Origin of the sequence: Ochrobactrum quorumnocens (genome assembly GCF_002278035.1) — a bacterium.
GTDB classification, from domain to species: Bacteria; Pseudomonadota; Alphaproteobacteria; order Rhizobiales; family Rhizobiaceae; genus Brucella; species Brucella quorumnocens.
In genome coordinates this window covers 1374920-1397371 of the sequence record NZ_CP022604.1, presented here as the reverse complement: position 1 = coordinate 1397371, position 22452 = coordinate 1374920, and the positions used below count along the sequence as shown (strand labels likewise).

The window sequence follows — 22452 nt, the reverse complement described above, 5'->3', positions numbered from 1 at the left end:
TCAAAAATTTTGTATTCTTCTCGGGACTTAGCGTTGACACCTACAGCATCGATTCACAAATTGGAATCTATTTTTGTCGAGTTCAGTGTGTCGTTTTGAATGGCGGCTTGCGGTACGGTGTGAATTAGCAGGTGAGCAAGGGCCGAGATCACCAACAGAAACGTTCGTTCGTCTATAAAACAAATTTAGATTTTCAGGCGGATGTTGTAAGGCTTGCTTCCGCTTTAACGAGCCTTATGTAGAAACAGTGATCGTGAAATTGGCAGAGTTCAAATTGGCATATTTACCGACGTTCCGCGCCATTGCATTTGCATTGTCCGCTTTTGCTGTGTCGCTTGGGGCGCTGGACGGTTCTTTTGCTCAGGATAACAAACCGAAACCGGTTCAGCCTGCTGCTCAACAGTCGGCTCCCCCTGAAACTCCTGTTCCGGCAGCGGCCGTCCCCGCGCCAACTGCAAATAGCATACCAGTCTCCAGCGTGGTGCAGCAGCAAAAGCCGATCATCAACGATCTCAAGCAGCAGACGAAAACCATCAATGATCAGTTGCAGAAGTCATCCACCAGCGATGAAACGCTGGCCAATCTCAAGCTGCAGCTTGATGGTCTTTCCAAGAAACTGCTTGATGCAGGCGTAGCATTTCGTCCGCGTCTGACCGAAATTAACACGCGGCTTGAGCAATTGGGTGCGGCTCCTTCGGGTGATCAACCAGCAGAGCCAACCATTGTTGCAGAAGAGCGTGCGCGCTTGGCTGCTGAAAAAGCCGAAATCAATGCAGTCATCGGCGAGACCGAGGATGCATCGCTATCAGTCAATCAGATGTCGGCAAAAATCGGCAATATGCGCCGTGATTTGTTTGCACAGACACTCTCTCAGCGGGTCAGCCTCGACCTGACGCTTGGTACGGAAGTTACATCCGCTGCGGGCGACCAGATGGTTTCGCTGTGGAGCATTGTAAAATCATGGTGGCGCTTCGTTTCAACCTTCAAGCTGAACTCGTTTCTTGCCGCGGCTTTTTTTGCATTCGTCGCGGCATTGATCATCCAGCTTGGCGCGCGCCGTATGCTTGGTTCTCTCTATGAGCGCGATCCGACAATTGAAGCGCCATCCTATCTGAGCCGCCTGTCCGTGGCTTTCTGGTCAACAGCTATCCCATCGGGTGCGGTTGGTGTTTTCCTCGCCACAACATATTTCTTTCTCAATTACTTCAATGTCTTAAGACCTGATATAGCAGCACTTTTACAGTCGCTCTTTATTGTTCTCGGCATTGTTTTCTTCATTAGCCGGCTCGCGTTTGCCTGTATCAGCCCCTACACACCCGCGTGGCGACTGGTTCCTGTAGCCCCCCGTCCGGGCCGGGTTCTTGTCTGGCTGATTACTGGTATGGCGCTGATCAACGGGCTCGACTCGTTCTTTGGCAAGGTCAATCAAATCCTTTCCTCGCCACTTTCACTGACGATGGCAAAAAGCCTGCTTTCGACTGTGGTAATTGGCGTTTTGATACTGATCATAGCGCTGTTGAAGCCTATTGAGAGAAACGGTGAAGAGGGCGTTCGCCCTTGGCCGAAGGCATTTCGGATTTTCCTGATTATCCTGGGTCTGCTGCCAATCTTCGCTGCGGGTTTCGGTTTTATCGGTCTTGCCCGCTTTGCAGCGCAGCAGATTGTCGTAACCGGCGCTTTCCTCGTGACCATGTATCTCGGTTTCCTTACAGGACGTGCCATTTCGGAAGAGCAGGCTTTTGCTTCCAGCCCGATAGGGCGAGTGATGCGCGATCGCTTTCATTTTGATGAAGCGACTCTCGACCAGATCGGGCTTGCGGTTGGCATTCTCATCAATTTTGTCGTGGCATTGGTCGGTATACCGCTTGTGCTTATGCAGTTCGGTTTCCAGTGGTCAGAGCTGAAAAGCACCTTCTACAATCTGATGACGGGCTTCCAGATCGGAAATATTTCCATCTCGCTGATGGGGATTCTCACGGGTATCGCACTTTTCGTCCTTGTCTATCTGATGACGCGCTGGTTCCAGAACTGGCTCGACAACAGTGTCATGGCACGCGGGCGCGTTGACTCCGGTGTGCGCAATTCGATCCGCACAGTGATCGGCTATGTCGGGTTGGTTCTTGCAGCTCTTGTCGCCGTTTCTGCGGCAGGCTTCAATCTTTCCAGCCTCGCACTGATTGCTGGTGGTCTGTCGCTTGGTATCGGTTTTGGTCTTCAGAATATCGTCCAGAACTTTGTTTCCGGTCTGATCTTACTGGCTGAGCGGCCGTTCAAGGTTGGTGACTGGGTTGAAGCGGGAACCGTCAGTGGTATCGTCAAAAAGATCAGTGTTCGTGCGACGGAAGTGGAGACGTTCCAAAAGCAATCGATCGTTGTTCCTAACTCAACCCTTATCAATGGCAACGTCGGTAACTGGACGCTTCGCAATAAGCTCGGACGTATCGATATCAACGTGCAGGCAGCCTATACGGACGAGCCGCGTCGCGTTCACACGTTGCTGCTGGAAATTATCCGCAGCCATCCGTCGATCCTGAAAAATCCGGAGCCGTTCGTAGCCTTTCAGAGCATGACGGACTCGCTGATGATCTTCGATGTCTATGCGCATGTTGCAGATATTACATCGACGGGTGGTATCAAAAACGAGTTGCGATTCCAGATTGTTGAGCGATTCCATGCTGAAGGCATCCAGCTGGCTTCATCTTCCACTGATCTGGTGCTAGGAGTTTCTGAAATAGAGAAACTGTCCGAGCTGGTTAATAAAGATGTCCCGGGCGCTGCAAAAAAGCGAAAGGAAAAGCCATCGGGGCCAGAAAAGGCTGATAAGCCAGAGCACGATGACAAGGTCTGAATAAACAGATGCAATTTATGAACATGTCGTTCAGTTGCAGTTCAGTTTTGAAGCTTTATAAATGATCGTGAAAAGGGACAGGCGCACTGTCTCGGAGCAATAAAGCCGATATCTGGCTCGAATGTTCGAAGTGTAGCGGAGCAGGGGAAACGATATGAACAGAACTCAGATCAATTATGCTGGCAAGGTCGCATTTGGTGCAATGCTCGCGATTTCGTTCTCCATACCGAGCCTTTATGCTGCGACTGTTGCCAATAACGACAGCTCAGCACAGACCATCGTTGTCACCGAGGGCGCTTCCAAACGTGAAATGCTTGTTGCACCGGGCGAAACAGTAGATTTTTGCAGCGGTGGTTGCTTTGTAACCTTCCCGAATGGTGATCGTGAGGCGCTGAAGGGCGACGAAACGATTACGATTTCCGGGGGCAAAGTGACTATCCAGTAAGCTGATCGTAATACCAAGACGCTGAGACGCTGGCGCATCAGGTCTTGAAAATGTTCAATTGCCACACGCGCTTACAGCGGTTCCAGTTAATATTGAATCGTTGGAACTGCTGTAACTATTTGTTTTTACGCATTTCCGAATGCAAAGCCGGTTCCCACTTTTGCTGGAATTGCTTTAACCAATATCCTCTGAGTCCCACTTAGCGGATATTGGCATAAGAAATTGAAAAAGCCGGGGTATTGCCCCGGATTTTTTATCAACTACGCGGCTTGAGGCTTTCTGGGTCGTAAAGCGGCTTGTAGCCAATCGACACGACTTCGACGGGGTAGGTCTCGCCGAAATATTCCACGTCGAGCTTGCGGCCTTCCTGACAATAGGACCAAGGCAGATAAGCAAGTGCGATATTCTTGCCGATGGTCGGGCCGTAAGCAATGGATGAGGTGAACGAACGGCGTCCAAGTTCATCGACTAGTGTTTCGCCGGTTTCAGGGTCCATAACCGGTAGAATACCGACCGGGTAGCGAGCCACACCCTTTTTATCGACGTTCTCGCTCATAACCAGCGTGCAGAGCATAGCTGGCTGATGATCGCGAGCCTTGTATTCAAGGTGTTTGGCCTTACCGCTGAAGTCAGCTTCCTTGACCTTTGGGCGTGCGAGGTCCGCTTCGAGCAAATTATACTCGGTGAGCAGGTCTGCATTCTGAAGTCGAAGGCTTTTTTCCATGCGGCGCGTATTGGCATAGGTTTCAACGCCCACGGCGATTGCGCCGGTGGAGCGCAGCGCGTCCCAGATGGCAAGACCGTCCTCATAGCGCATATGCAATTCCCAGCCCTGTTCGCCAACATAGGAAATGCGGAACGCGGTTACGTCTTTGCCTGCAATGCGGATCGGCTTGATGGCCGCAAATGGGAAGTTTTCGAGATCAAGACCTTCAGGATTTTCGACAACCTTCTTGAGATTGTCGCGGGCATTCGGTCCCCAGATTCCGATGGTGACGTATTTTTCCGTTACATCAGTGATGGTAACATCAAAGCCTTTATCTTCGGCTACGCGACGCATGTAATGGAAGTCGCGCGGACCAGCATCGGCGCCGTTGATCATGCGGATACGGTCAGCCATGCGGATCGCAGTGAAGTCGGCACGCACCATACCTTCCTCGTCGAGGAAGTGGGTGTAAATGCCTTTTCCGATATTGGTATCGCCGCCGATCTTTGCGGCACATAGCCATTCCATCAGTTCGACATGATCTGGACCTTCAATGTCATACATGGCGAAATGCGAAAGATTGATGATGCCACAATCGTCGCTCAGAGCTAGATGTTCGGCGTTGGAAACGCGCCAGAAATGGCGGTTGTCCCATTCGTTTTCACGTACCGGAATGCGGTCGCCGTATTTTTCCAGTAGATGTTCATTAGCAGCATAGCCGTGTGCACGCTCCCAGCCGCCAAGCTCCATGAAATGGCCGCCAAGTTCCTTCTCGCGTTCATAGAATGGCGAGCGGCGAATATTACGCCCCTTGGAGAATGGCTCTCGCGGATGGACTGCTGGGTTATAGACCTTCATCGCGGTTTCGGTGCAGCGATCCCAGATGAATTGCTCGGTCAACTGATGCGGATAGAAGCGCGAATAATCGATGGCATGATGATCGATGGAAGTACGGCCATCGGTCATCCAATCGGCGATGAGCTTGCCCATGCCGGGTCCGTCCTTGACCCAGATGGCAACCGCATACCAAAGGCCGCGCACCATCTGACTTTCGCCCATAGATGGACCGCCGTCAGTTGTCACCTGCAGGAAACCATTGAAAGAGTGGCTTTCATTATAGCCCAGTTCTCCAAGGATCGGCGTCAACTCGATTGCGCGTTCAAGCGGTTCGAGAACTTGTTCCATATCGAGATCGCGCTGTGATGGCGACAGACGCGCTTCATGCTTTTCAAGAAGATCACGTGGATGGCAGAGGCGCGGATTGGTTTCCTCGTAATAGCCCCATTCGATCTGACCGCCTTCGGCAGTCTTCGGGTCGCCTGTATCGCGCATATAAGCTGAATTGCCTTGATCGCGCAGAAGCGGCCAGCCGATTTCCTTGCCGGTTCCGGCAAATTCATTGTAAGGGCCAAAGAATGTCAGTGGATGGTCAATTGGCATGACCGGGAGGTCTTCTCCGACCATTTCAGCAATAAGACGGCCCCAAAGACCTGCGCAGATGACGACGTAATCGGCTTCAATCGTACCGCGATGTGTGACGACGCCCTTAATGCGACCATTCTCAACAATGAGCGACTGCGCCGGGGTGTTGGCAAAGCTTTGCAGTTTGCCTGCAGCTTCAGCCTGATCGATCAGCTTGCCTGCTACTGTTTGTGAGCGAGGGATGACAAGACCTGCATCCGGATCCCACAAGCCGCCCTGAACGAGACTCTCTTCAATAAGAGGGAACTTCTCTTTGACCTCCGATGGTTCCATCAGGCGGGCGCGTGTGCCAAAGGCTTTGCCCGAAGCCACCTTGCGCTTCAACTCTTCCATGCGGGAATCGTCGCCAACACGCGCGACTTCAATACCGCCGACGCGGGCGTAATGGCCCATCTTTTCGTAGAAATCGATGGAGTAGAGCGTCGTCCAGCACGACAGGAAATCATGACTGGTCGCATAGCAGAAATCGGATGCGTGCGCTGTGGAGCCAATATCGGTGGGGATGCCGGACTTATCGATACCGACGATATCGTCCCAGCCACGCTCAATCAGGTGATGAACGACCGACGCGCCAACAATACCGCCGAGCCCGACAATGACTACTTTGGCCTTCTTAGGAAACTCTGCCATTTTATGCGATCCCATTTTGTATTTGACGGAATCATAGTGGTTGGCATTGGCCGACAATTGTCATTCTACGACATAATAACGGCGTGAGGCGACCGAAGCTTATTGGTTGTTACACATTGATTAGAATGCGCTGATCTAATCATACGTCAAGCTGACGATTTGAATCAGGGTGTAGGATTATCTGTATGATTTTAAAAGAAAAGCCGCGTCATGAAAGATGCGGCTTCTGAGACAAGAATGGTGGTTAAGCTGCGACGAGCATTTTACGATCTGCTCGCTCCTGCTGCGGCGAACGTCCATAAAGTTCACGATAGCACTTGGAAAAATGCGACGCGGAAACGAAGCCACACGCGACCGCCACTTCGACCACTGGCATGGATGATTGCAGCAACAGATGACGCGCTCTGTCGAGGCGTATTTCCAAATAATAGCGCGCGGGGGAACGGCCCATTTCCTGACGGAAGAGACGTTCGACCTGGCGACGCGATAGGCCAATATTATGGGCCACGTCGATAAGCGCTTCCGGTTCTGAAAGATTGGCCTCCATCATTTCGATGATGGTGAGTATCTTCGAATTCTGAATACCGAGACGTGCACGCAGCGGCAGACGCTGACGATCATGCGGATTACGGACACGGTCGGTGAGAGCCTGTTCGCAAATTCGATTGACCAGATTATCATCGAAATCATCGCCGATAAGCTTCAGCATCATGTCGAGCGCCGCCGTTCCACCTGCGCATGTGTAGATGTTGCTGTCGACCTCGAAGAGATCGGCATAGACCTCGGCCTTTGGAAAGGCTTCTGAAAAGCCGGGCAGGTTTTCCCAGTGAATGGCACAGCGTTTGCCGGAAAGAAGGCCGGCTGCCGCAAGAATGTGCGCCCCGGTACAAAGACCGCCGACCGCAACGCCGCGGTTATATTCCTCTCGGAGCCACGCGAAGACTGACTTGTTGCGGAATTCTTCGACAAAGACGCCGGAGCAGACAAACACCATGGATGGGCGTTGTTCGCGCTGCAAAAAGCGGCGCTCATCTTCCAGCGACGCATTGACCGCGCACTCCACGTCATTGGATGCTTTAACCGGTTTGCCATCGGTGGAGGTGAGCCGCCAGCGATAGGCCTCATAGCCCAGCATTCGATTAGCAATACGCAGCGGTTCAATCGCTGTCGCGAATGCGATCATCGAGAAGTCAGGGACCAGAAAAAAAACAATAGACCGCTTAATCGATGAAGCTTGATTCATAGCCTGATCGTTCCCATTCTCGAAAGCCTTTACTGCGGTTCCCGACGCAGTCCAGGCTTTGTGCCTCCGTCATGACATTGGAACCTCGTTCAGGCCCAGTCACCCGGTCGCATTTTGACCGGTTATCCTGTCGCTCCAGCCCGGATTTATAGGGGGTAGGCTATGACGCAAACAGGATAGATATATTGAGACATAGAACTTTCAGATTGCATAGTGCGGCTAAATGCCTGCCGTATATTGGCACCTATATGTCGCTAAATTGAGGGCAGGGCATATCCTGCCCTCAATTGCCTTTTCGCGCCCCTGTCAGGAAGGCTTTTTTGGTATGCCTGGGAGGCGGTCATCAACGTTTGGCCAGCCGATATCATGCAGGATATGTTCGGGTAGTGCTTCCAGCGCACGACGGCTGCGCGTGATACGGCGTTGATAAGCCCATGTGGCGTACAATTGCACGATTGCCGTACGAGCCTGCTCCAAGCGACTTAGAAATGCTGGCAGGTTTGATGTATTTCTTTCCTGCACCACTTCACATTGAATGCTCATTTTCGTTCTCCTGATCAAAAATAGAGATCGAGCGGTTGTTGCAGTCAGAGTGATCTCAATTGTTAGAGAGTGTGCTTCCGTCTTGACGTTCAATCAAACGAAATATAGAAAGGTATAACATCAGAAAAATTGAACTAACAAAAAGCGGAGTCCATTATGACAGCGCCGGTTCAGCATCCACTGCCTATGCTCGATATTGATGTGCTGCGTACATTTGCAGCCATTGCAGATACGGGCAGCTTTTCGGCGGCGGCAAATGTGGTGTTTCGCACGCCTTCAGCCGTTTCGATGCAAATCAAGAAACTTGAGGAACAACTCGGTGTTGCGGTCTTTGAGCGCGACGCTCGGTCTGTGACACTGACCAGCGACGGCGAAGTGCTGCTTGGCTATGCACGGCGTTTGCTTGCTCTCAATCGCGAAGCAGTGGCAAAATTTGTGGCCCCGACCGTTACAGGCGTGGTTCGGCTCGGTTCGCCGGATGACATCGGGGAATGCGTGTTGCCGCTCGTTTTGAAGCGCTTTGCTGAAACCCATCCGGGCGTGACTGTCGATGTGGTGATTGATCAGAGCAGCAATTTGCGCAAGCGGTTGGACGAACGTCGTCTGGATGTGACGCTGATCAATCTTTCGCATACGGTTCCAAGCAAAGGCGATATCGAAGTATTGCTTGATGAGGAACTGGTTTGGGCTGGAGCCAAATGCGGCACCGCCTATCGCCGTGATCCGTTACCGCTTTCGATATGGGAAGAGGGCTGTGCTTGGCGGGGAAATGCTCTGGAAGCTCTTGAGAAGTCTGGCCGTCCTTACCGCATCGCTTATATGAGCTCTCACTCAACAGGCCAGCGGGCTGCGATCATGGCTGATCTTGCGATTGCGCCTTTCGGGAAAACTTTGCTTGGTGAGGGGATTGTTGCGCTAGGCGCCGAACATGATCTTCCGCAGCTTGGACGTTATCAGCTTGGGATGATTATCAAGCCTGATGCGCGACAGCATATCCAAGTGGTTGCCGAACATTTGCGCAATGTATTCGAAGCCTATCGCCGTAGCGGTCGTTTCGATACTTTTCGTAATACGTGAGCGGGTACACAAATCTTGGGAGGTTTTGCCCATTCATTCTCTTGCCAGCGAATAAACCTGCGCTAGTTTCTTATGTGACAGCCGACTAACGGCTTCACCGCCAGAATACCGGGCAACTCACGTCAGGTAGTTTGGGAGGCATATATGGTTGAATTGCTTATCTCAATGGAGAGACTGTTATGAAGCTATCCCGCATTGTCCCCGTTGCAATCGTTCTTTGTGCTTTCACGCTCGCATCTTGCGCGAATACCGTGCGCGGCGTTGGGCGCGACGTTAAAGGCACAGCACATGCTGTGCAGGAAACAGTGGAATAAAGCAAAATGGTCCGGGTTCGTTACCCGGACCATTTTCTTGATAGGCTCCAGTTAAGATTGAATTTCTGGAAGCGTTCTATCTATTTGTTTTTGAGCATTTGTCTCAAACAAAACTGCCACGCACTTTTCCTAGAAACGCGTTAATTCTGCAAGAAATAACTCACGGTTATATTCATATCCGGGCGGGTTTTGTATGCGATCTTAGTTGTTGTGATTCCTGTTTCAGGGATCTTGATCTGCGCTTCATTGATAAGCGCTTCTATGCGCTCGTTAGGCGTTGCATCTCCAAACCACATCACCAACGTAGGTCTCGCCGCATTTGCTGCGCCAAAAGGCGTTTCAGGATGGATGACCTGAAGCGATGGATCGAACAGGCGGAAGTTCCCGGGTATCTGGGCATTATCCGTAAGTATTGTCTTAAACTCACCCTGATGCTTCACTTCATCGTAAAGCCGCTGATATTCCAGTTGTCCATAAGGCGGCGTGCTTGAGCCATATGTCAGATAATAGGCAAGAATTGGCGGCACGATCAGTGCCGCAACAACGCTGACCCTCGCAAAATCTCTTAGGGCATTACTGCCGGTGCGATAATGCGAAAACCAGGCGGCGGTCGCTGCAGGCAACAAGAACAGCACGGGTTGCAGCCAGCGATCTTTAATGTTGTTGACGCCTGCAGCAACCACGCCAAAAAGCACGATCAACATACCGATCACCAGTAGGTGACGCATGAATGTTTCGCCGGGTGTGAATGGTTTTGGCGGCGATGTACGTTCTTTGAAATGTATAAGTGCGATAATGCCAGCAATCGCGAGCGCTACGATTGAAAACAGAAATGCTGCTTCAACGAAACTGCCAACGCCGTGCAAACGATCAGCGAAAAGATCACCGGAAGCGCCGATTTGCAGCTTGGCAGATCGTGCAATGACGCTTGATTTATGCGCCAGCATCCACAAACCAGTCGGCGCAAAGGAAATGCCGAAAGCAATGATTGTGACGAGCGACAGCTTGGAAAGCAGAATTCTTCTATATTCGGGAACAGACAGACCGGTGGCAATCAGCATGACAACGAAAATCGATGCATTGAATTTGCCCAGAATGGCCGCCGTCATGGTAATTCCGAGTACGGCTGCCGAGCCCACATGACGGGAACGCACGTGCCATGCGAAAGCCAGAAAGGCCCAACCACACCCTGCTGTGCCTGCGATGGAATGCGTTAGTGCCCGCTGTGATTCCCAGCCGATCTGCGGAACAAGAAACAGTCCCAGCATTGATGCGGATGCAACAACGCGCGAGAAACCCAGCAGACGCATTGCGCCGAACACGCTGAGGAACAAGCTTGCAAGCATGCCGAATTTGACGATTTGCAGTGTCAGCATCGAGGTGCCTAGCACCGAGGCAGCGATATTTGTTATCCATGTATAGAGCGGAGGCTGCGAGCCGCCATATCCCCAATCAAGATAACCAATATTGGCGAGTTGCTCGGCATCATCAAGGCCTGCACCATTTGACACAAACGTTACCAAAACCGCCTGAAAAGCGAAGTAACAAAGGACAAATAGTACTGCCGTCGGCAGACCGAAGGTATTTTTTCCGGCTGAATTCGCCGTTATTGGTTTTGTTGTATTCAAAATCTATAGGTCCCAGAAAGAATAAGGTTTTTGTTCGGCTAGCAAGCAGCGGTTAGCTTTCACAGGATTATGGCCTTAATTCAATCGAAGCAGCTAATTCTTATGCAAAAATCACGTATAATTTATGATTAATAACAATGGCAAAAACCGCGCTGCCTCGTCAGGTGCACGGTCTTGCCAAAAACGCATGGCGTTCCCGCCAAACAATACACAGGCGGGAGAGACTGAAGCTCCGGTACGCAGTACCAAATCCGGAGCATCGAGAAGGTTTAACCCGTCTCTTGCTCCCTTTTAGCCCAACATCGTTACCGGACGGTTATCAGATACTTAAGCAAATCTAAACAAAGCGAGTTTTTTCGCTTTTCCGGAGAAAAACTGCATCAGTCTCCAGTTTTGGTTGCGCGTAGAAAGTTGATGATACTGGAAAAATCTTCTCCGCCATGACCGTCTTTGTCAAAGCGGCTGTACAGTTCTTCCGCGTGTGCACCCAAGGGGGTGGCTGCACCAGAGCTTTTTGCGGCTTCCTGTGAAAGCTTCAGGTCTTTCAACATTAACGCTGCGGCGAAGCCGGGTTTGTAATCACGATTGGCTGGCGAGGTTGGCACTGGGCCGGGTACCGGGCAGTAGGTTGTCAGCGACCAGCACTGACCTGACGAAGTTGAGGCCACGTCGAATAACGCCTGATGGGAAAGGCCTAGTTTTTCCGCCAGAACAAACGCCTCGCTGACACCAATCATGGAAATGCCGAGGATCATGTTGTTGCAGATCTTGGCTGCCTGTCCCGCACCATCGCCACCGCAATGCACGATTTTGCCAGCCATAGGTTTGAGAATTGGCTCTGCTTTATCAAATGCACCTTCTCTGCCGCCTGCCATGAAGGTGAGGGTGCCTGCTGCAGCTCCGCCTGTTCCGCCCGATACGGGTGCATCAACGGAAAGGTGCCCGTGTTTGGCTGCGATCTCATGGGCCTTGCGCGCCGAATCAACATCAATTGTCGAACAATCGATGAAAACTGAATCTTTTCGGGCTTTAGGCGCGATGTCTTCATAAACGGAAAGAACATGTTTACCCGCAGGCAGCATGGTGATGACCGCGTCGACATCAGCGACGGCTTCAGCTGCGCTGGCGGCGATTGAAAGGCCGTTCGCTTTCGCTTCTTCCAGATGCGCGGGCAATAAATCGAAGCCAACAACTTGATGCCCGGCTTTCACCAGATTTGCGGCCATTGGACCGCCCATATTGCCGAGGCCGATGAAAGCGATAGTGGCCATGATTTCCTCCTTAGAAGCATTTGAGCCAAAAGTGCGAAGCGGTTTTGCATTGGATAATGCGTAAAAACAAAAAGTTAGAGCGGTTCCGACGATTCAGTCCCAACTGGAACCGCTCTAAAGTATATGTATCAGCGTCCGATCATCTGGCGCGCGATGATAACGCGCATGATCTCGTTGGTGCCTTCCAGGATCTGGTGAACGCGCAGATCGCGGACGAGCTTTTCGATGCCGTAATCGTGCAGATAGCCGTAGCCGCCCAAAAGCTGCAGCGCATCATTGGTGACATCAAAGCCTGTGTCTGTCACAAAACGCTTAGCCATAGCGGACCATTTGCCTGCATCGTGGGTTTTGCGGTCGAGTTTGCTCGCGGCGGTGTAAAGGAGCTGGCGTGCCGCAGACAGCTCTGTTTCCATGTCGGCAAGCCGAAATTGCAATGCCTGAAAACGATCAATCGTCTGGCCGAATGCTTTGCGCTGGCCTGAATAATCAAGTGCCTTATTAAGAGCTGATTGCGCGCCGCCCAGCGAGCAAGCAGCGATGTTCAGCCTTCCGCCATCAAGTCCGGCCATCGCAATCTTGAAGCCAGTACCTTCATCGCCCAAACGATTGGCGACCGGAACGCGGCAATTATCGAAGATGACTGTTCGGGTGGGCTGCATATTCCAGCCCATTTTGTGCTCGTTTGCTCCAAAAGACAGGCCGGGTGCATCTTTCGGCACAACGAGAGTGGAAATTCCTTTCGGGCCGTCCTCCCCGGTACGCACCATAGTTACGTAAAGGTCAGTCGCGCCTGCGCCCGAAATGAACTGCTTGGTTCCGTTGATGACATAGTGGTCGCCGTCGCGCTCGGCACGCGTGCGAAGGGCTGCTGCGTCGGAACCGGAACCAGGCTCGGTAAGACAGTAGCTTGCGAGGGTTTCCATAGATGTAAGTTTGGGCAGGAACATCTGGCGCTGGTTTTCATCGCCAAATGTGTCGATCATCCATGCAGCCATATTGTGTATGGAAATAAACGCTGAAAAAGCAGGACAAGCTTCGGCCAAAGCCTCAAAAATAAGGACTGCATCCGAGCGCTTGAGCGCTGAGCCGCCAACATCGTCGCGGACATAAATGCCGCCCATCCCCAGAGGGCCGGTTTCTTTAATGACGTCTATGGGAAAGTGTTTGTCACGATCCCATTGCAGCGCATGAGGCGCTACAAAATCGGCAGCAAAACCACGCGCCATCTCCTGAATAGCGAGTTGGTCTTCGTTGAGTTCGAATTGATTCTGGTCCGCCGTATCCATGGTTTCCTCCCTATGAGCACCGCGCTTCCTATGGCGACTAGACCACAACCTTGTCAGACTGCCAACGCCCTATTGGAATAATGTTGCTCACTTTTGTAATAATCGGATGCGCATTTTTGCATATAAACTTGCGGAAAGGAGCAGCGATTGCCAGTCGTAGAAACTTGGGATAGGCACGGGGCATGACACGCGCGATCATGTTTCAGGGAACGGGTTCGGATGTCGGCAAAAGCGTGCTTGTTGCAGGTCTTTGCCGGGTTGCTCGCAATCGCGGACTGATAGTCCGGCCATTTAAGCCACAGAATATGTCCAATAATGCAGCCGTCAGTGACGATGGCGGCGAAATTGGCCGCGCACAGTGGCTGCAGGCATTGGCCTGCGGTGTACCATCATCTTTTCACATGAACCCGGTTCTTTTGAAACCGCAGACCGATATGGGCAGTCAGGTGATTGTTCAGGGGCGGGTGCGGGGCGAGGCACGCGGCCGCTATTATCAACAGTTGAAGCCGCAACTAATGGCGGCGGTGATGGAATCTTTCGCAAAGGTCAGCGACGGTGCTGATCTTGTGCTGATCGAAGGGGCCGGTTCGCCTGCCGAGATCAATTTGCGCGCTGGTGACATCGCCAATATGGGCTTTGCGACGCAAGCCAATGTGCCGGTAGTGCTGGTGGGTGACATTGACCGGGGCGGGGTGATTGCCTCACTGGTCGGCACGCACACAATTTTGTCAGAAGAAGACCGTGCGATGGTGCGTGGGTTTCTCATCAATAAGTTTCGCGGTGATATTTCGCTGTTCGATGATGGCTTGACTGCGATCACAGACTTTACCGGTTGGCGTTCTTTCGGCGTTGTCCCGTGGCTCAAAGCAGTGTCGCGTTTGCCAGCAGAAGATTCGGTCGTGCTGGAACGGGCAACGCGCGGTGATGCCCAGGCGCTGAAAGTAGCAGTGCCAATGCTGCCGCGTATCGCCAACTTCGATGATCTTGACCCACTTAAGGCGGAAGCACAGGTTGAAGTTGTCATGGTTCCGCCTGGTCAGCCTTTGCCCAATGACGCAGGCCTTGTCGTTCTGCCGGGAACAAAGTCCACGATAGCCGATTTGATTGCCTTCCGAGAAAACGGTTGGGAGCATGATCTTCATGCTCATGTGCGACGCGGGGGGTATGTTCTTGGTATTTGTGGCGGATTTCAGATGCTTGGAAGCCGCATCAGTGATCCTGACGGTATCGAAGGGCAGGTTCGCGAGATTGAAGGGCTTGGATTGCTCGATGTTGAGACGGTCATGGAGCCGGAAAAAGTAGTGCGCAATGTCGCGGCTCGCTCGATGCTTTTTGATACAGCCCTTGAAGGTTACGAAATCCATATAGGCCGCAGCATAAGCAGCACGGGGAGCGCAGATATTATTCGACCGTTTGCCCGGATAGATGACCATGATGACGGAGCGGTATCAGCGAATGGCCGGATCATGGGCACTTATCTGCATGGTGTGTTCGGTGCCGATGCATACAGACACCAGTTTCTGGCTTCTCTCGGCGTCAGTGGTTCGGGCATAAACTATCGCGCGAGCATAGAAGCAGCACTTGATGAGCTGGCCGACGGATTGGAGCGGTGTCTCGATATCGATGGGCTGTTCGCACTCGATTGACGCCGTCATAGCGAAAGCCTAGTGTCCTTTTACGCAATAGGTTTTTGCCGGGACGAATCTCGGCAATACCAAAAGGGAATGCGACGGACGGACCCATATCGGGCGTCTTTATCGCAGCCGACCCCGCGACTGTAGAACGGAGAGGGATGAGGCAGGCCGGGCAACCGGCAACCACTGGAAACCATCGACTGGTTTCTGGGAAGGTGCTTCACTCCTTACGACCCGTGAGCCAGGAGACCTGCCTGCTGCGTGAAGGACATTGTGTCCGTACCCCATGGGAGGTTTTCCCAGCTGCCTGCACGGAGGTTGTCATGGCTGCGCGTAAAGAAAATTCACTTTCAACTACCCTCCCTCTACCCCTTGCTGCTCGTCTTGGTACGGCGGTGGTGTCGCTTATGCTCGGCGCGTTCCTGATCTACGGCGTCGGTCTTGCGCATTCAGATACGCTGCATGATTCGGCGCATGACACGCGTCATTCCTACGGCTTTCCCTGCCACTAAGCTGCTCGATCAAGCTTGTACGATTTGGTGCATTGAAACGCTCGATGGTGGACGGCCATCTGAGCGAAATTGCTGTTGAGGGTATGAAATGTTGATCCGTTATTTGTTGGCTACGCTTGCTGCGGGCCTTTTGGCTGGGCTTTTGGTCACGCCTGCGATGTATCTAAAGACTGTGCCGCTGATCATTCAGGCGGAAACCTATGAAGACGCCGGTGGCGGTCATAGCCATGGTGATGTGGAAGCTGCCGCGCCACATGATCATGCTGCTGCTGCGCCTGCAGCCAGCGAAGGCGAAGAAGCTGGAGCCGAACTGCCATTTGGCCGTCTCGGCAACACGGTTCTTGCCAATCTTGTCGCGGGCGCAGGCTTTGCGCTGTTGCTTGGCGGTGTTGCATTGCTGCTTGGCCGACGTATCACGCCGCAAAACGGCATTTTCTGGGGGATGGCCGGTTTCTTTGCGATCGCATTTCTGCCAGCTCTTGGGCTTTCGCCGGAATTGCCGGCTATGCCTGCTGCAGATTTGGCGCAACGTCAGCTCTGGTGGCTTTCAACAGTCGTTCTGAGCGGTGTCGGCATTTATTTGCTGGTTCTTCGCGGCGAGGTCATTTCCAAGATCCTTGGTCTGGTTCTGATCGTTGCGCCGCATCTTTACGGCGCGCCGCATCCTGAAGATATTTCCTCGCCAATTCCATCGCTGCTTGCCTCGCAATATGCTGTCGCGTCTCTTGCGACCAATCTCTTCATGTGGGCGGTAATCGGCCTGGCACTTGGCTGGTTCATTCAGACTTACGCAAAATCGGAAGTCGAAGGCTGATAAACATGGCTTCGCCCGGAAATGAAAATGCGAAAATCACATTCGTTCTTGGCGGAGCCCGCTCAGGAAAATCGTCGTTTGCGGAGACAATGGTCGAGACGTCCGGGCTTCAGCCTGTTTATCTGGCGACAGGACGTGCGTTCGATTCTGAAATGGAAAGCCGTATCGTAACGCATCGCGACCGGCGCGGTCCGCAATGGCAAACGCAAGAAGAGCCGCTTGATCTTGTGGGCGCTCTTGAAAAACATACAGGTAATGACCGCTTCGTGCTGGTTGATTGCCTGACGCTCTGGATCACCAACCTGATGATGGCAGAGCAGGACATCGCGAATGCAACTGATGTTCTCGTTGCCACACTACCAAAGCTTTCCGGCCCGGTTGCTTTCGTCTCCAATGAGGTAGGGCTGGGCATTGTGCCGGAAAATCGTATGGCGCGGGAATTTCGCGACCATGTCGGTTTTTTGCATCAGGCGGTGGCTACAGCGGCAGATGAAGTTTATTTTCTGGCGGCAGGATTGCCGCTCAAAATGAAGGGATAATTCGATGCATGGTCAGAAGATACCGGCAACCGTGATCACGGGATTCTTAGGTTCTGGCAAGACAACGATGATCCGCAACCTGTTGGAAAATGCCAATGGCAAGCGGATTGCGCTCATTATCAATGAGTTTGGTGATCTGGGCGTTGATGGCGGTATTTTGAAAGGTTGCGGCATCGAGACTTGCCGCGAGGAAGATATCATTGAGCTGAACAATGGCTGCATCTGCTGCACCGTGGCAGACGATTTTATCCCAACAATGACCAAGCTTTTGGATCGTGCAGATCGTCCTGATCATATCGTCATTGAAACTTCGGGTCTTGCCCTGCCGCAGCCGTTGGTCGCAGCCTTCAACTGGCCGGAAATCAAGACACAGGTTACAGTCGATGGTGTGGTGACTGTGATTGATGCTGCAGCCGTTGCCGAAGGTCGTTTTGCTGACGATCACGACAAGGTCGATGCGCAGCGTGCGGCGGACGAATCTCTTGATCATGAAAGCCCTTTAGAGGAACTTTTTGAGGACCAGATTCATGCGGCTGACCTCATCGTTCTAAATAAGTCTGATCTTATCGATGCGGCTAAGCTTGATCAGGTGAAAGCCGATGTGGCAGAGCGTTCATCGCGCCGCGTCAACATGGTGCCTGCAAGTTTCGGCAAGCTCGGTGCCGATGTACTGCTCGGTCTTGGTGTGGGCACGGAAGACGATATTGCCAATCGCAAATCGCATCATGAAATCCATCATGCTGATGGTCATGAGCATGATCACGATGAGTTCGAGAGCTTTATTGTTGAGGCCGGATCGGTTGCCGATCCAAAGGCTTTTGCAGAAAAGCTAAAGACTGTCATCGCCGATCACGATGTTCTGCGTCTTAAGGGCTTTGTCGATGTACCGGGCAAGCCGATGCGTTTGGTTGTGCAGGCGGTTGGTCCGCGTATCGAACATTATTTCGATCGCCCATGGGGTGCTGGCGAGGAGCGCAAAACGCGCCTCGTCGTCATCGGTCTACATGACATTGATGAAGTGGCAATTGCCGAAGCGGTGAAAGACGCCGCTTAATCCATGCATCTTTTACTTGCCCAGAAAGGTACGATTAACGACGGCAACGAGGCCATCGATCTTGGCCAGACGCCGGGTGACATACTGTTCCTTTCCGCTGCCGACACCGAATTGGCCAGTCTTGCCCAAGCTAATCAGCTTGTGCAGGGCGGGCCAAGCATACGGCCAAGTCTGAGACTCGCCAATTTCTTGAGTCTCACGCATCCGATGTCGGTTGATAGCTATGTGGAGCGCACGGCGCGCCATGCAAAGCTGATCGTGGTGCGCATCATAGGCGGCGAGACTTACTGGCCTTATGGGCTTGAGGCATTGCATGCGTCCGCGCTTGCGCATGGGGCAAAAATTGTTGTGCTGCCGGGAGATGACAAGCCCGATTATGGTTTGGACAGGTTTTCCAATGTGTCTAGCGCAGAACGCGAGGCGCTTTGGCATTATTTGATTGAAGGCGGAACGGCGAATACGATCGCGTTTCTGAGCTATTGCACTGCCCTGATTTCAGATTCCGAAAAACCGGAAGGAGCAGCACCGCTGCTGAAAGCGGGACTGTGGTGGCCGGATGATACGGTGTCGTCGCTTGATAGCATCAAACGTCATTGGCCGGATGCAGACGCGCCAGTTGCTGTAATTATCTTTTATCGTGCTCTGGTGCAAAGCTGTCAGACGCAGCCGGTAGAGGCTTTGGTTGAGGGCTTGAAGGCGCAAGGGCTCAATCCGCTGCCGATTTTCGTTTCAAGCCTCAAGGACCGGCTGTCTGCTGCAGTTGTGGATGGGGTGTTTGAAGATTGCACGCCGGATATTGTGCTCAATGCCACCGGCTTTGCGATTTCTTCGCCGGGGGCAGAGCGTAAGCCGACTGTGCTTGATAAGCGCGGCAATATGGTTTTGCAGGTGATTTTTTCCGGTACGCCAAAGGCTGTCTGGGAGACATCGCAGCAGGGTCTGCTTGCACGTGATCTCGCGATGAATGTCGCACTTCCAGAAGTTGACGGACGTGTGTTGTCTCGCGCCGTCTCGTTCAAATCTGCGAAGCAATTCGATGCATCGGTCGAAGCCAATATCGTCACCCATGAGCCGGATGAAGGCCGCGTTGCTTTCGTGGCAGAGCTTGCCGCGCGTTGGGTGCGGTTGAAACGCAAGAAATCGCATGAGCGTCGTGTTGCGCTGATCCTTGCCAATTATCCCAATCGCGATGGACGGCTCGGCAACGGCGTCGGTCTTGATACGCCTGCGGGAACGGTTGAAGTGTTGCGTGCCATGAAAGGCGAGGGCTATGTGGTCGGTGATATTCCAGCCGATAGCGATGCCTTGATGCGGGCTTTAATGGCTGGCCCAACCAACGCCGCACGTGACGGGCGTGAAATCCGCGAAACCATTTCGCTTAATCAATACAAGCGCTTCTTTGAAACGCTTCCCAATTTGATTCAGGATGAAGTGACGACACGTTGGGGTGCGCCGGAGAATGATCCCTATTTCGCGAATGAGCTTGATGCCTTCGCTTTGCCGCTTATGCGCTTTGGTGAAACGCATGTCGGCATTCAGCCAGCACGCGGGTATAATATCGATCCGAAGGAAACCTATCATTCGCCCGATCTAGTGCCCCCGCATGGCTATATTGCTTTTTATGCCTATTTGCGTGAAGTGGCGGCGATCGATGCCATTGTCCATATGGGCAAGCATGGCAATCTGGAATGGCTGCCCGGAAAGGCTTTGGCGCTCTCCGAAAACTGCTATCCCGAAGCGGTCTTCGGCCCTATGCCGCATGTCTATCCATTTATCGTCAATGATCCGGGCGAAGGCACACAGGCCAAGCGCCGTGCAAGTGCTGTGATCATCGATCATCTGACGCCGCCTTTGACACGTGCGGAAAGCTATGGGCCTCTTAAAGACCTCGAAGCGCTGGTCGATGAATATTACGAGGCGTCGGGTGTAGATCCGCGTCGCCTCTTGCGGCTGAAAGGCCAGATACTCGATCTGGTGCGTGATATTGGCCTTGATCGTGATGCGGGTATTCATGCCCATGACGATGAAGACATGGCGCTGCAAAAGCTTGACGCCTATCTCTGCGACCTCAAGGAAATGCAGATCCGCGATGGCCTGCATATTTTCGGACTGGCGCCAGAAGGGCGATTGCTTACCGATCTTCTGGTCGCTCTGGCACGTGTGCCGCGCGGCATACCGCTCTCGCTTGGCGGGTTGTCCGGCGATCAGAGCCTGCAAAGAGCAATAGCCCGTGATGCCGGGCTTGGTGAGGGTTTTGATCCGCTCGATTGTGTGATGTCTGACGCCTGGTTGGGGCCAAAGCCAGAATTGCTGGTCGCGGCAAGTCCTGCCAGTTGGCGTATAGCTGGCGATACGGTCGAACGCATTGAACTGCTGGCAGCGCAATTTGTTGCTGGCGAAGTTGAGTGCCCGACTGATTGGATTGAGACGCTGGCCGTTCTGCACTCTATCAATACGCATTTGCGGTCCAAGGTGGTGGCGTGCGGTCTTTCGGAAATTGACGGATTTCTGTCTGCGATCTCCGGGCGGTTTGTTCCGCCGGGGCCATCTGGTGCGCCGACGCGTGGACGGCCTGATGTGTTGCCGACAGGGCGGAATTTCTTCTCAACCGATAGTCGCGCCGTGCCAACCCCGGCCGCGTGGGAGTTGGGACGTAAATCTGCAGAACTGCTGATCACGCGTTACACGCAGGATCACGGCGAATGGCCGACTTCGTTTGGCTTGACCGCGTGGGGCACGTCCAATATGCGCACGGGCGGCGATGATATTGCGCAGGCCTTGGCGCTCATCGGCGTGAAGCCGGTTTGGGATATGGCCTCACGCCGTGTCACAGGCTACGAAATCGTGCCTTTGGCGAAGCTTGGTCGTCCGCGTGTGGATGTGACTTTGCGCATTTCCGGTTTTTTCCGCGATGCGTTTCCAGAGCAGATCGCGCTGTTTGATAAGGCTGTACGCGCTGTCGGTGCGCTGGATGAAGACGCAGAAGACAACCCCATTGCTGCACGGATAATGGCCGAGCGCGAGCGCCTGATTGCAAGTGGTGCGGATGAAAAGACGGCAGAGCGTCGCGCAGGCTATCGCGTATTTGGCTCAAAGCCGGGGGCTTATGGTGCGGGCTTGCAGGCATTGATCGATGAAAAAGGCTGGGCTGGCCGCAACGATCTTGCCGAAGCCTGGCTGGTGTGGGGCGGTTATGCCTATGGCGCTGGCGAAGACGGGCAGGCCGAGCGGGGGCTTCTTGAAGAGCGCCTTCGTTCCGTGCAGGCCGTGGTGCAAAATCAGGATAATCGCGAGCATGATCTGCTCGATAGTGACGATTATTATCAGTTTGAAGGCGGAATGGCCGCAACTGTCGAGAAGCTGACTGGCTCAATGCCGGAGGTTTATCACAATGACCATTCTCGACCCGAAAAACCGGTAATCCGCACACTGGAAGAAGAGCTTTCGCGTGTGGTGCGTGGACGTGCTGCAAACCCCAAATGGATCGCTGGCGTGATGCGTCATGGGTATAAAGGCGCGGCTGAAATTGCTGCCACTGTTGATTATCTCTTTGCCTTTGCGGCCACGACCGGCAAAGTCGGCAATCATCATTTCGAGGTGGTCTATCAAGCCTATATCGTTGATAAGGCCGTGCAGGATTTTATGCTGGATAAAAATCCTGCGGCGCTTGCCGAGACAGCCGCAAAACTCAATGAAGCGATTGAGCGTGGTTTCTGGGCACCGCGTTCTAACTCGGCGCGGTTTGAGTTGGGAAATCTTATGAAACTGATTCCAGAAAGGGTGCTAAATGGCTGAGAAATCTGCAAAACTTCTTTCGATGACGGAAGAGGAGCTCAATGCCCGCCACGCAGATAAAATGCGCAAGAAGAAGGTTGCACGCGACAAGATACAGGCCACCAAGACTGAAGAAAAAGGGCTTGTGATTATCAATACCGGCAAGGGCAAGGGCAAGTCGACGGCTGGTTTTGGCATGGTTTTCCGCGCGCTTGGCCATGGTATGAAGATAGGTATTGTTCAGTTCGTCAAAGGTTCATGGGATACCGGCGAACGTTGGGTGCTGGAGAAGTTTCCCGAGCAGGTGACGATTTCTGCGCTTGGCGAAGGCTTCACGTGGGAAACACAGGACCGTGTCCGCGACATTGAAATGGCGCGCGGTGCATGGGAGCAGGCCAAGGCGATGATCATGGATGAAAGCTATGACATGGTGTTGTGCGACGAACTCAACATCGTGCTGCGTTATGATTATCTGCCCGTTGAGGAAGTGATCGATGTGCTGAACGCCAAGCCGGAAATGAAACATGTCATTATCACTGGCCGCAATGCCAAGGATGAACTTATCGAAGCGGCAGACCTTGTCACCGAAATGGAAATGATCAAACATCCGTTTCGTTCGGGCGTGAGAGCACAAAAAGGTATCGAGTTCTGA

17 protein-coding genes and 1 riboswitch are annotated in these 22452 nt (G+C 52.9%); of the genes, 11 read left to right on the top strand and 6 right to left on the bottom strand.

Annotated features, from left to right (window positions below):
- The first annotated feature begins 274 nt into the window (after positions 1 to 274).
- A complete protein-coding gene (locus CES85_RS16270; RefSeq protein WP_095446887.1) occupies positions 275 to 2848 on the top strand; it encodes a mechanosensitive ion channel family protein in 2574 nt (857 codons plus the stop codon).
- 154 nt (positions 2849 to 3002) lie between these two features.
- A complete protein-coding gene (locus CES85_RS16265; protein WP_095446886.1) occupies positions 3003 to 3293 on the top strand; it encodes a hypothetical protein in 291 nt (96 codons plus the stop codon).
- A 256-nt stretch (positions 3294 to 3549) separates the two neighbouring features.
- Here CES85_RS16265 and CES85_RS16260 read toward each other — a convergent pair whose 3' ends face one another.
- From CES85_RS16260 to CES85_RS16250, 3 genes are all read right to left on the bottom strand, one after another.
- Positions 3550 to 6111: a GcvT family protein gene (locus tag CES85_RS16260; protein WP_095447920.1), complete on the bottom strand. Its 2562-nt coding sequence runs from the start codon at positions 6109 to 6111 to the stop codon at positions 3550 to 3552.
- Positions 6112 to 6355: 244 nt separating this feature from the next.
- Complete coding sequence (locus tag CES85_RS16255; protein WP_095446885.1) at positions 6356 to 7354, bottom strand: GlxA family transcriptional regulator; 999 nt, start codon at positions 7352 to 7354, stop codon at positions 6356 to 6358.
- 306 nt (positions 7355 to 7660) lie between these two features.
- Positions 7661 to 7897, bottom strand: a complete 237-nt coding sequence (locus CES85_RS16250; protein ID WP_095446884.1) for a DUF1127 domain-containing protein — start codon at positions 7895 to 7897, stop codon at positions 7661 to 7663.
- A 156-nt stretch (positions 7898 to 8053) separates the two neighbouring features.
- Here CES85_RS16250 and CES85_RS16245 point away from each other — a divergent pair, with 156 nt between their 5' ends.
- Both CES85_RS16245 and CES85_RS16240 read left to right on the top strand, forming a co-directional pair.
- Complete coding sequence (locus CES85_RS16245; RefSeq protein ID WP_095446883.1) at positions 8054 to 8974, top strand: LysR family transcriptional regulator; 921 nt, start codon at positions 8054 to 8056, stop codon at positions 8972 to 8974.
- 179 nt (positions 8975 to 9153) lie between these two features.
- Positions 9154 to 9288, top strand: coding sequence for an entericidin A/B family lipoprotein (locus CES85_RS16240; protein WP_007875604.1), 135 nt, complete (start codon positions 9154 to 9156; stop codon positions 9286 to 9288).
- A 140-nt stretch (positions 9289 to 9428) separates the two neighbouring features.
- Here the strand turns inward: CES85_RS16240 and CES85_RS16235 are convergent, their stop codons facing one another.
- From CES85_RS16235 to CES85_RS16225, 3 genes are all read right to left on the bottom strand, one after another.
- Positions 9429 to 10799 (bottom strand): ArnT family glycosyltransferase, encoded by a 1371-nt coding sequence (locus CES85_RS16235; protein ID WP_235901865.1) that lies wholly within the window; start codon positions 10797 to 10799, stop codon positions 9429 to 9431.
- 497 nt (positions 10800 to 11296) lie between these two features.
- Positions 11297 to 12187: a 3-hydroxyisobutyrate dehydrogenase gene (gene mmsB / locus CES85_RS16230; RefSeq protein ID WP_095446881.1), complete on the bottom strand. Its 891-nt coding sequence runs from the start codon at positions 12185 to 12187 to the stop codon at positions 11297 to 11299.
- 128 nt (positions 12188 to 12315) lie between these two features.
- Complete coding sequence (locus tag CES85_RS16225) at positions 12316 to 13473, bottom strand: isobutyryl-CoA dehydrogenase (protein ID WP_095446880.1); 1158 nt, start codon at positions 13471 to 13473, stop codon at positions 12316 to 12318.
- Between the two features lie 182 nt (positions 13474 to 13655).
- Here CES85_RS16225 and CES85_RS16220 point away from each other — a divergent pair, with 182 nt between their 5' ends.
- From CES85_RS16220 to cobO, 7 genes are all read left to right on the top strand, one after another.
- A complete protein-coding gene (locus CES85_RS16220) occupies positions 13656 to 15119 on the top strand; it encodes a cobyric acid synthase (protein WP_095446879.1) in 1464 nt (487 codons plus the stop codon).
- A gap of 21 nt (positions 15120 to 15140) precedes the next feature.
- Positions 15141 to 15379: riboswitch (cobalamin riboswitch) on the top strand.
- Between the two features lie 51 nt (positions 15380 to 15430).
- Complete coding sequence (locus CES85_RS16215) at positions 15431 to 15619, top strand: CbtB domain-containing protein (RefSeq protein ID WP_095446878.1); 189 nt, start codon at positions 15431 to 15433, stop codon at positions 15617 to 15619.
- A gap of 88 nt (positions 15620 to 15707) precedes the next feature.
- On the top strand, positions 15708 to 16433 hold the full coding sequence (locus CES85_RS16210; RefSeq protein ID WP_095446877.1) for a CbtA family protein: 726 nt from the start codon (positions 15708 to 15710) through the stop codon (positions 16431 to 16433).
- A 5-nt stretch (positions 16434 to 16438) separates the two neighbouring features.
- On the top strand, positions 16439 to 16972 hold the full coding sequence (gene cobU / locus CES85_RS16205) for a bifunctional adenosylcobinamide kinase/adenosylcobinamide-phosphate guanylyltransferase (RefSeq protein ID WP_095446876.1): 534 nt from the start codon (positions 16439 to 16441) through the stop codon (positions 16970 to 16972).
- Positions 16973 to 16976: 4 nt separating this feature from the next.
- Positions 16977 to 18026 (top strand): cobalamin biosynthesis protein CobW, encoded by a 1050-nt coding sequence (gene cobW, locus CES85_RS16200; protein WP_095446875.1) that lies wholly within the window; start codon positions 16977 to 16979, stop codon positions 18024 to 18026.
- A gap of 3 nt (positions 18027 to 18029) precedes the next feature.
- Positions 18030 to 21821, top strand: coding sequence for a cobaltochelatase subunit CobN (gene cobN, locus CES85_RS16195; RefSeq protein ID WP_095446874.1), 3792 nt, complete (start codon positions 18030 to 18032; stop codon positions 21819 to 21821).
- The gene (gene cobO / locus CES85_RS16190) at positions 21814 to 22452 is read left to right on the top strand and encodes a cob(I)yrinic acid a,c-diamide adenosyltransferase (protein WP_095446873.1); all 639 of its coding nucleotides are present in this window, start codon (positions 21814 to 21816) and stop codon (positions 22450 to 22452) included. The genes cobN and cobO overlap by 8 nt, the downstream gene beginning before the upstream one ends.

Bases quoted from the DNA above. Each gene is read 5' to 3' on its own strand.
- CES85_RS16250 (WP_095446884.1), bottom strand. From the start codon at position 7,897: ATGAGCATTCAATGTGAAGTGGTGCAGGAAAGAAATACATCAAACCTG.
- CES85_RS16255 (WP_095446885.1), bottom strand. From the start codon at position 7,354: ATGAATCAAGCTTCATCGATTAAGCGGTCTATTGTTTTTTTTCTGGTC.
- cobN (WP_095446874.1), top strand. From the start codon at position 18,030: ATGCATCTTTTACTTGCCCAGAAAGGTACGATTAACGACGGCAACGAG.
- CES85_RS16225 (WP_095446880.1), bottom strand. From the start codon at position 13,473: ATGGATACGGCGGACCAGAATCAATTCGAACTCAACGAAGACCAACTC.
- CES85_RS16220 (WP_095446879.1), top strand. From the start codon at position 13,656: ATGACACGCGCGATCATGTTTCAGGGAACGGGTTCGGATGTCGGCAAA.
- CES85_RS16260 (WP_095447920.1), bottom strand. From the start codon at position 6,111: ATGGCAGAGTTTCCTAAGAAGGCCAAAGTAGTCATTGTCGGGCTCGGC.
- CES85_RS16215 (WP_095446878.1), top strand. From the start codon at position 15,431: ATGGCTGCGCGTAAAGAAAATTCACTTTCAACTACCCTCCCTCTACCC.
- CES85_RS16265 (WP_095446886.1), top strand. From the start codon at position 3,003: ATGAACAGAACTCAGATCAATTATGCTGGCAAGGTCGCATTTGGTGCA.
- CES85_RS16210 (WP_095446877.1), top strand. From the start codon at position 15,708: ATGTTGATCCGTTATTTGTTGGCTACGCTTGCTGCGGGCCTTTTGGCT.
- cobO (WP_095446873.1), top strand. From the start codon at position 21,814: ATGGCTGAGAAATCTGCAAAACTTCTTTCGATGACGGAAGAGGAGCTC.
- mmsB (WP_095446881.1), bottom strand. From the start codon at position 12,187: ATGGCCACTATCGCTTTCATCGGCCTCGGCAATATGGGCGGTCCAATG.
- cobW (WP_095446875.1), top strand. From the start codon at position 16,977: ATGCATGGTCAGAAGATACCGGCAACCGTGATCACGGGATTCTTAGGT.
- CES85_RS16245 (WP_095446883.1), top strand. From the start codon at position 8,054: ATGACAGCGCCGGTTCAGCATCCACTGCCTATGCTCGATATTGATGTG.
- cobU (WP_095446876.1), top strand. From the start codon at position 16,439: ATGGCTTCGCCCGGAAATGAAAATGCGAAAATCACATTCGTTCTTGGC.
- CES85_RS16240 (WP_007875604.1), top strand. From the start codon at position 9,154: ATGAAGCTATCCCGCATTGTCCCCGTTGCAATCGTTCTTTGTGCTTTC.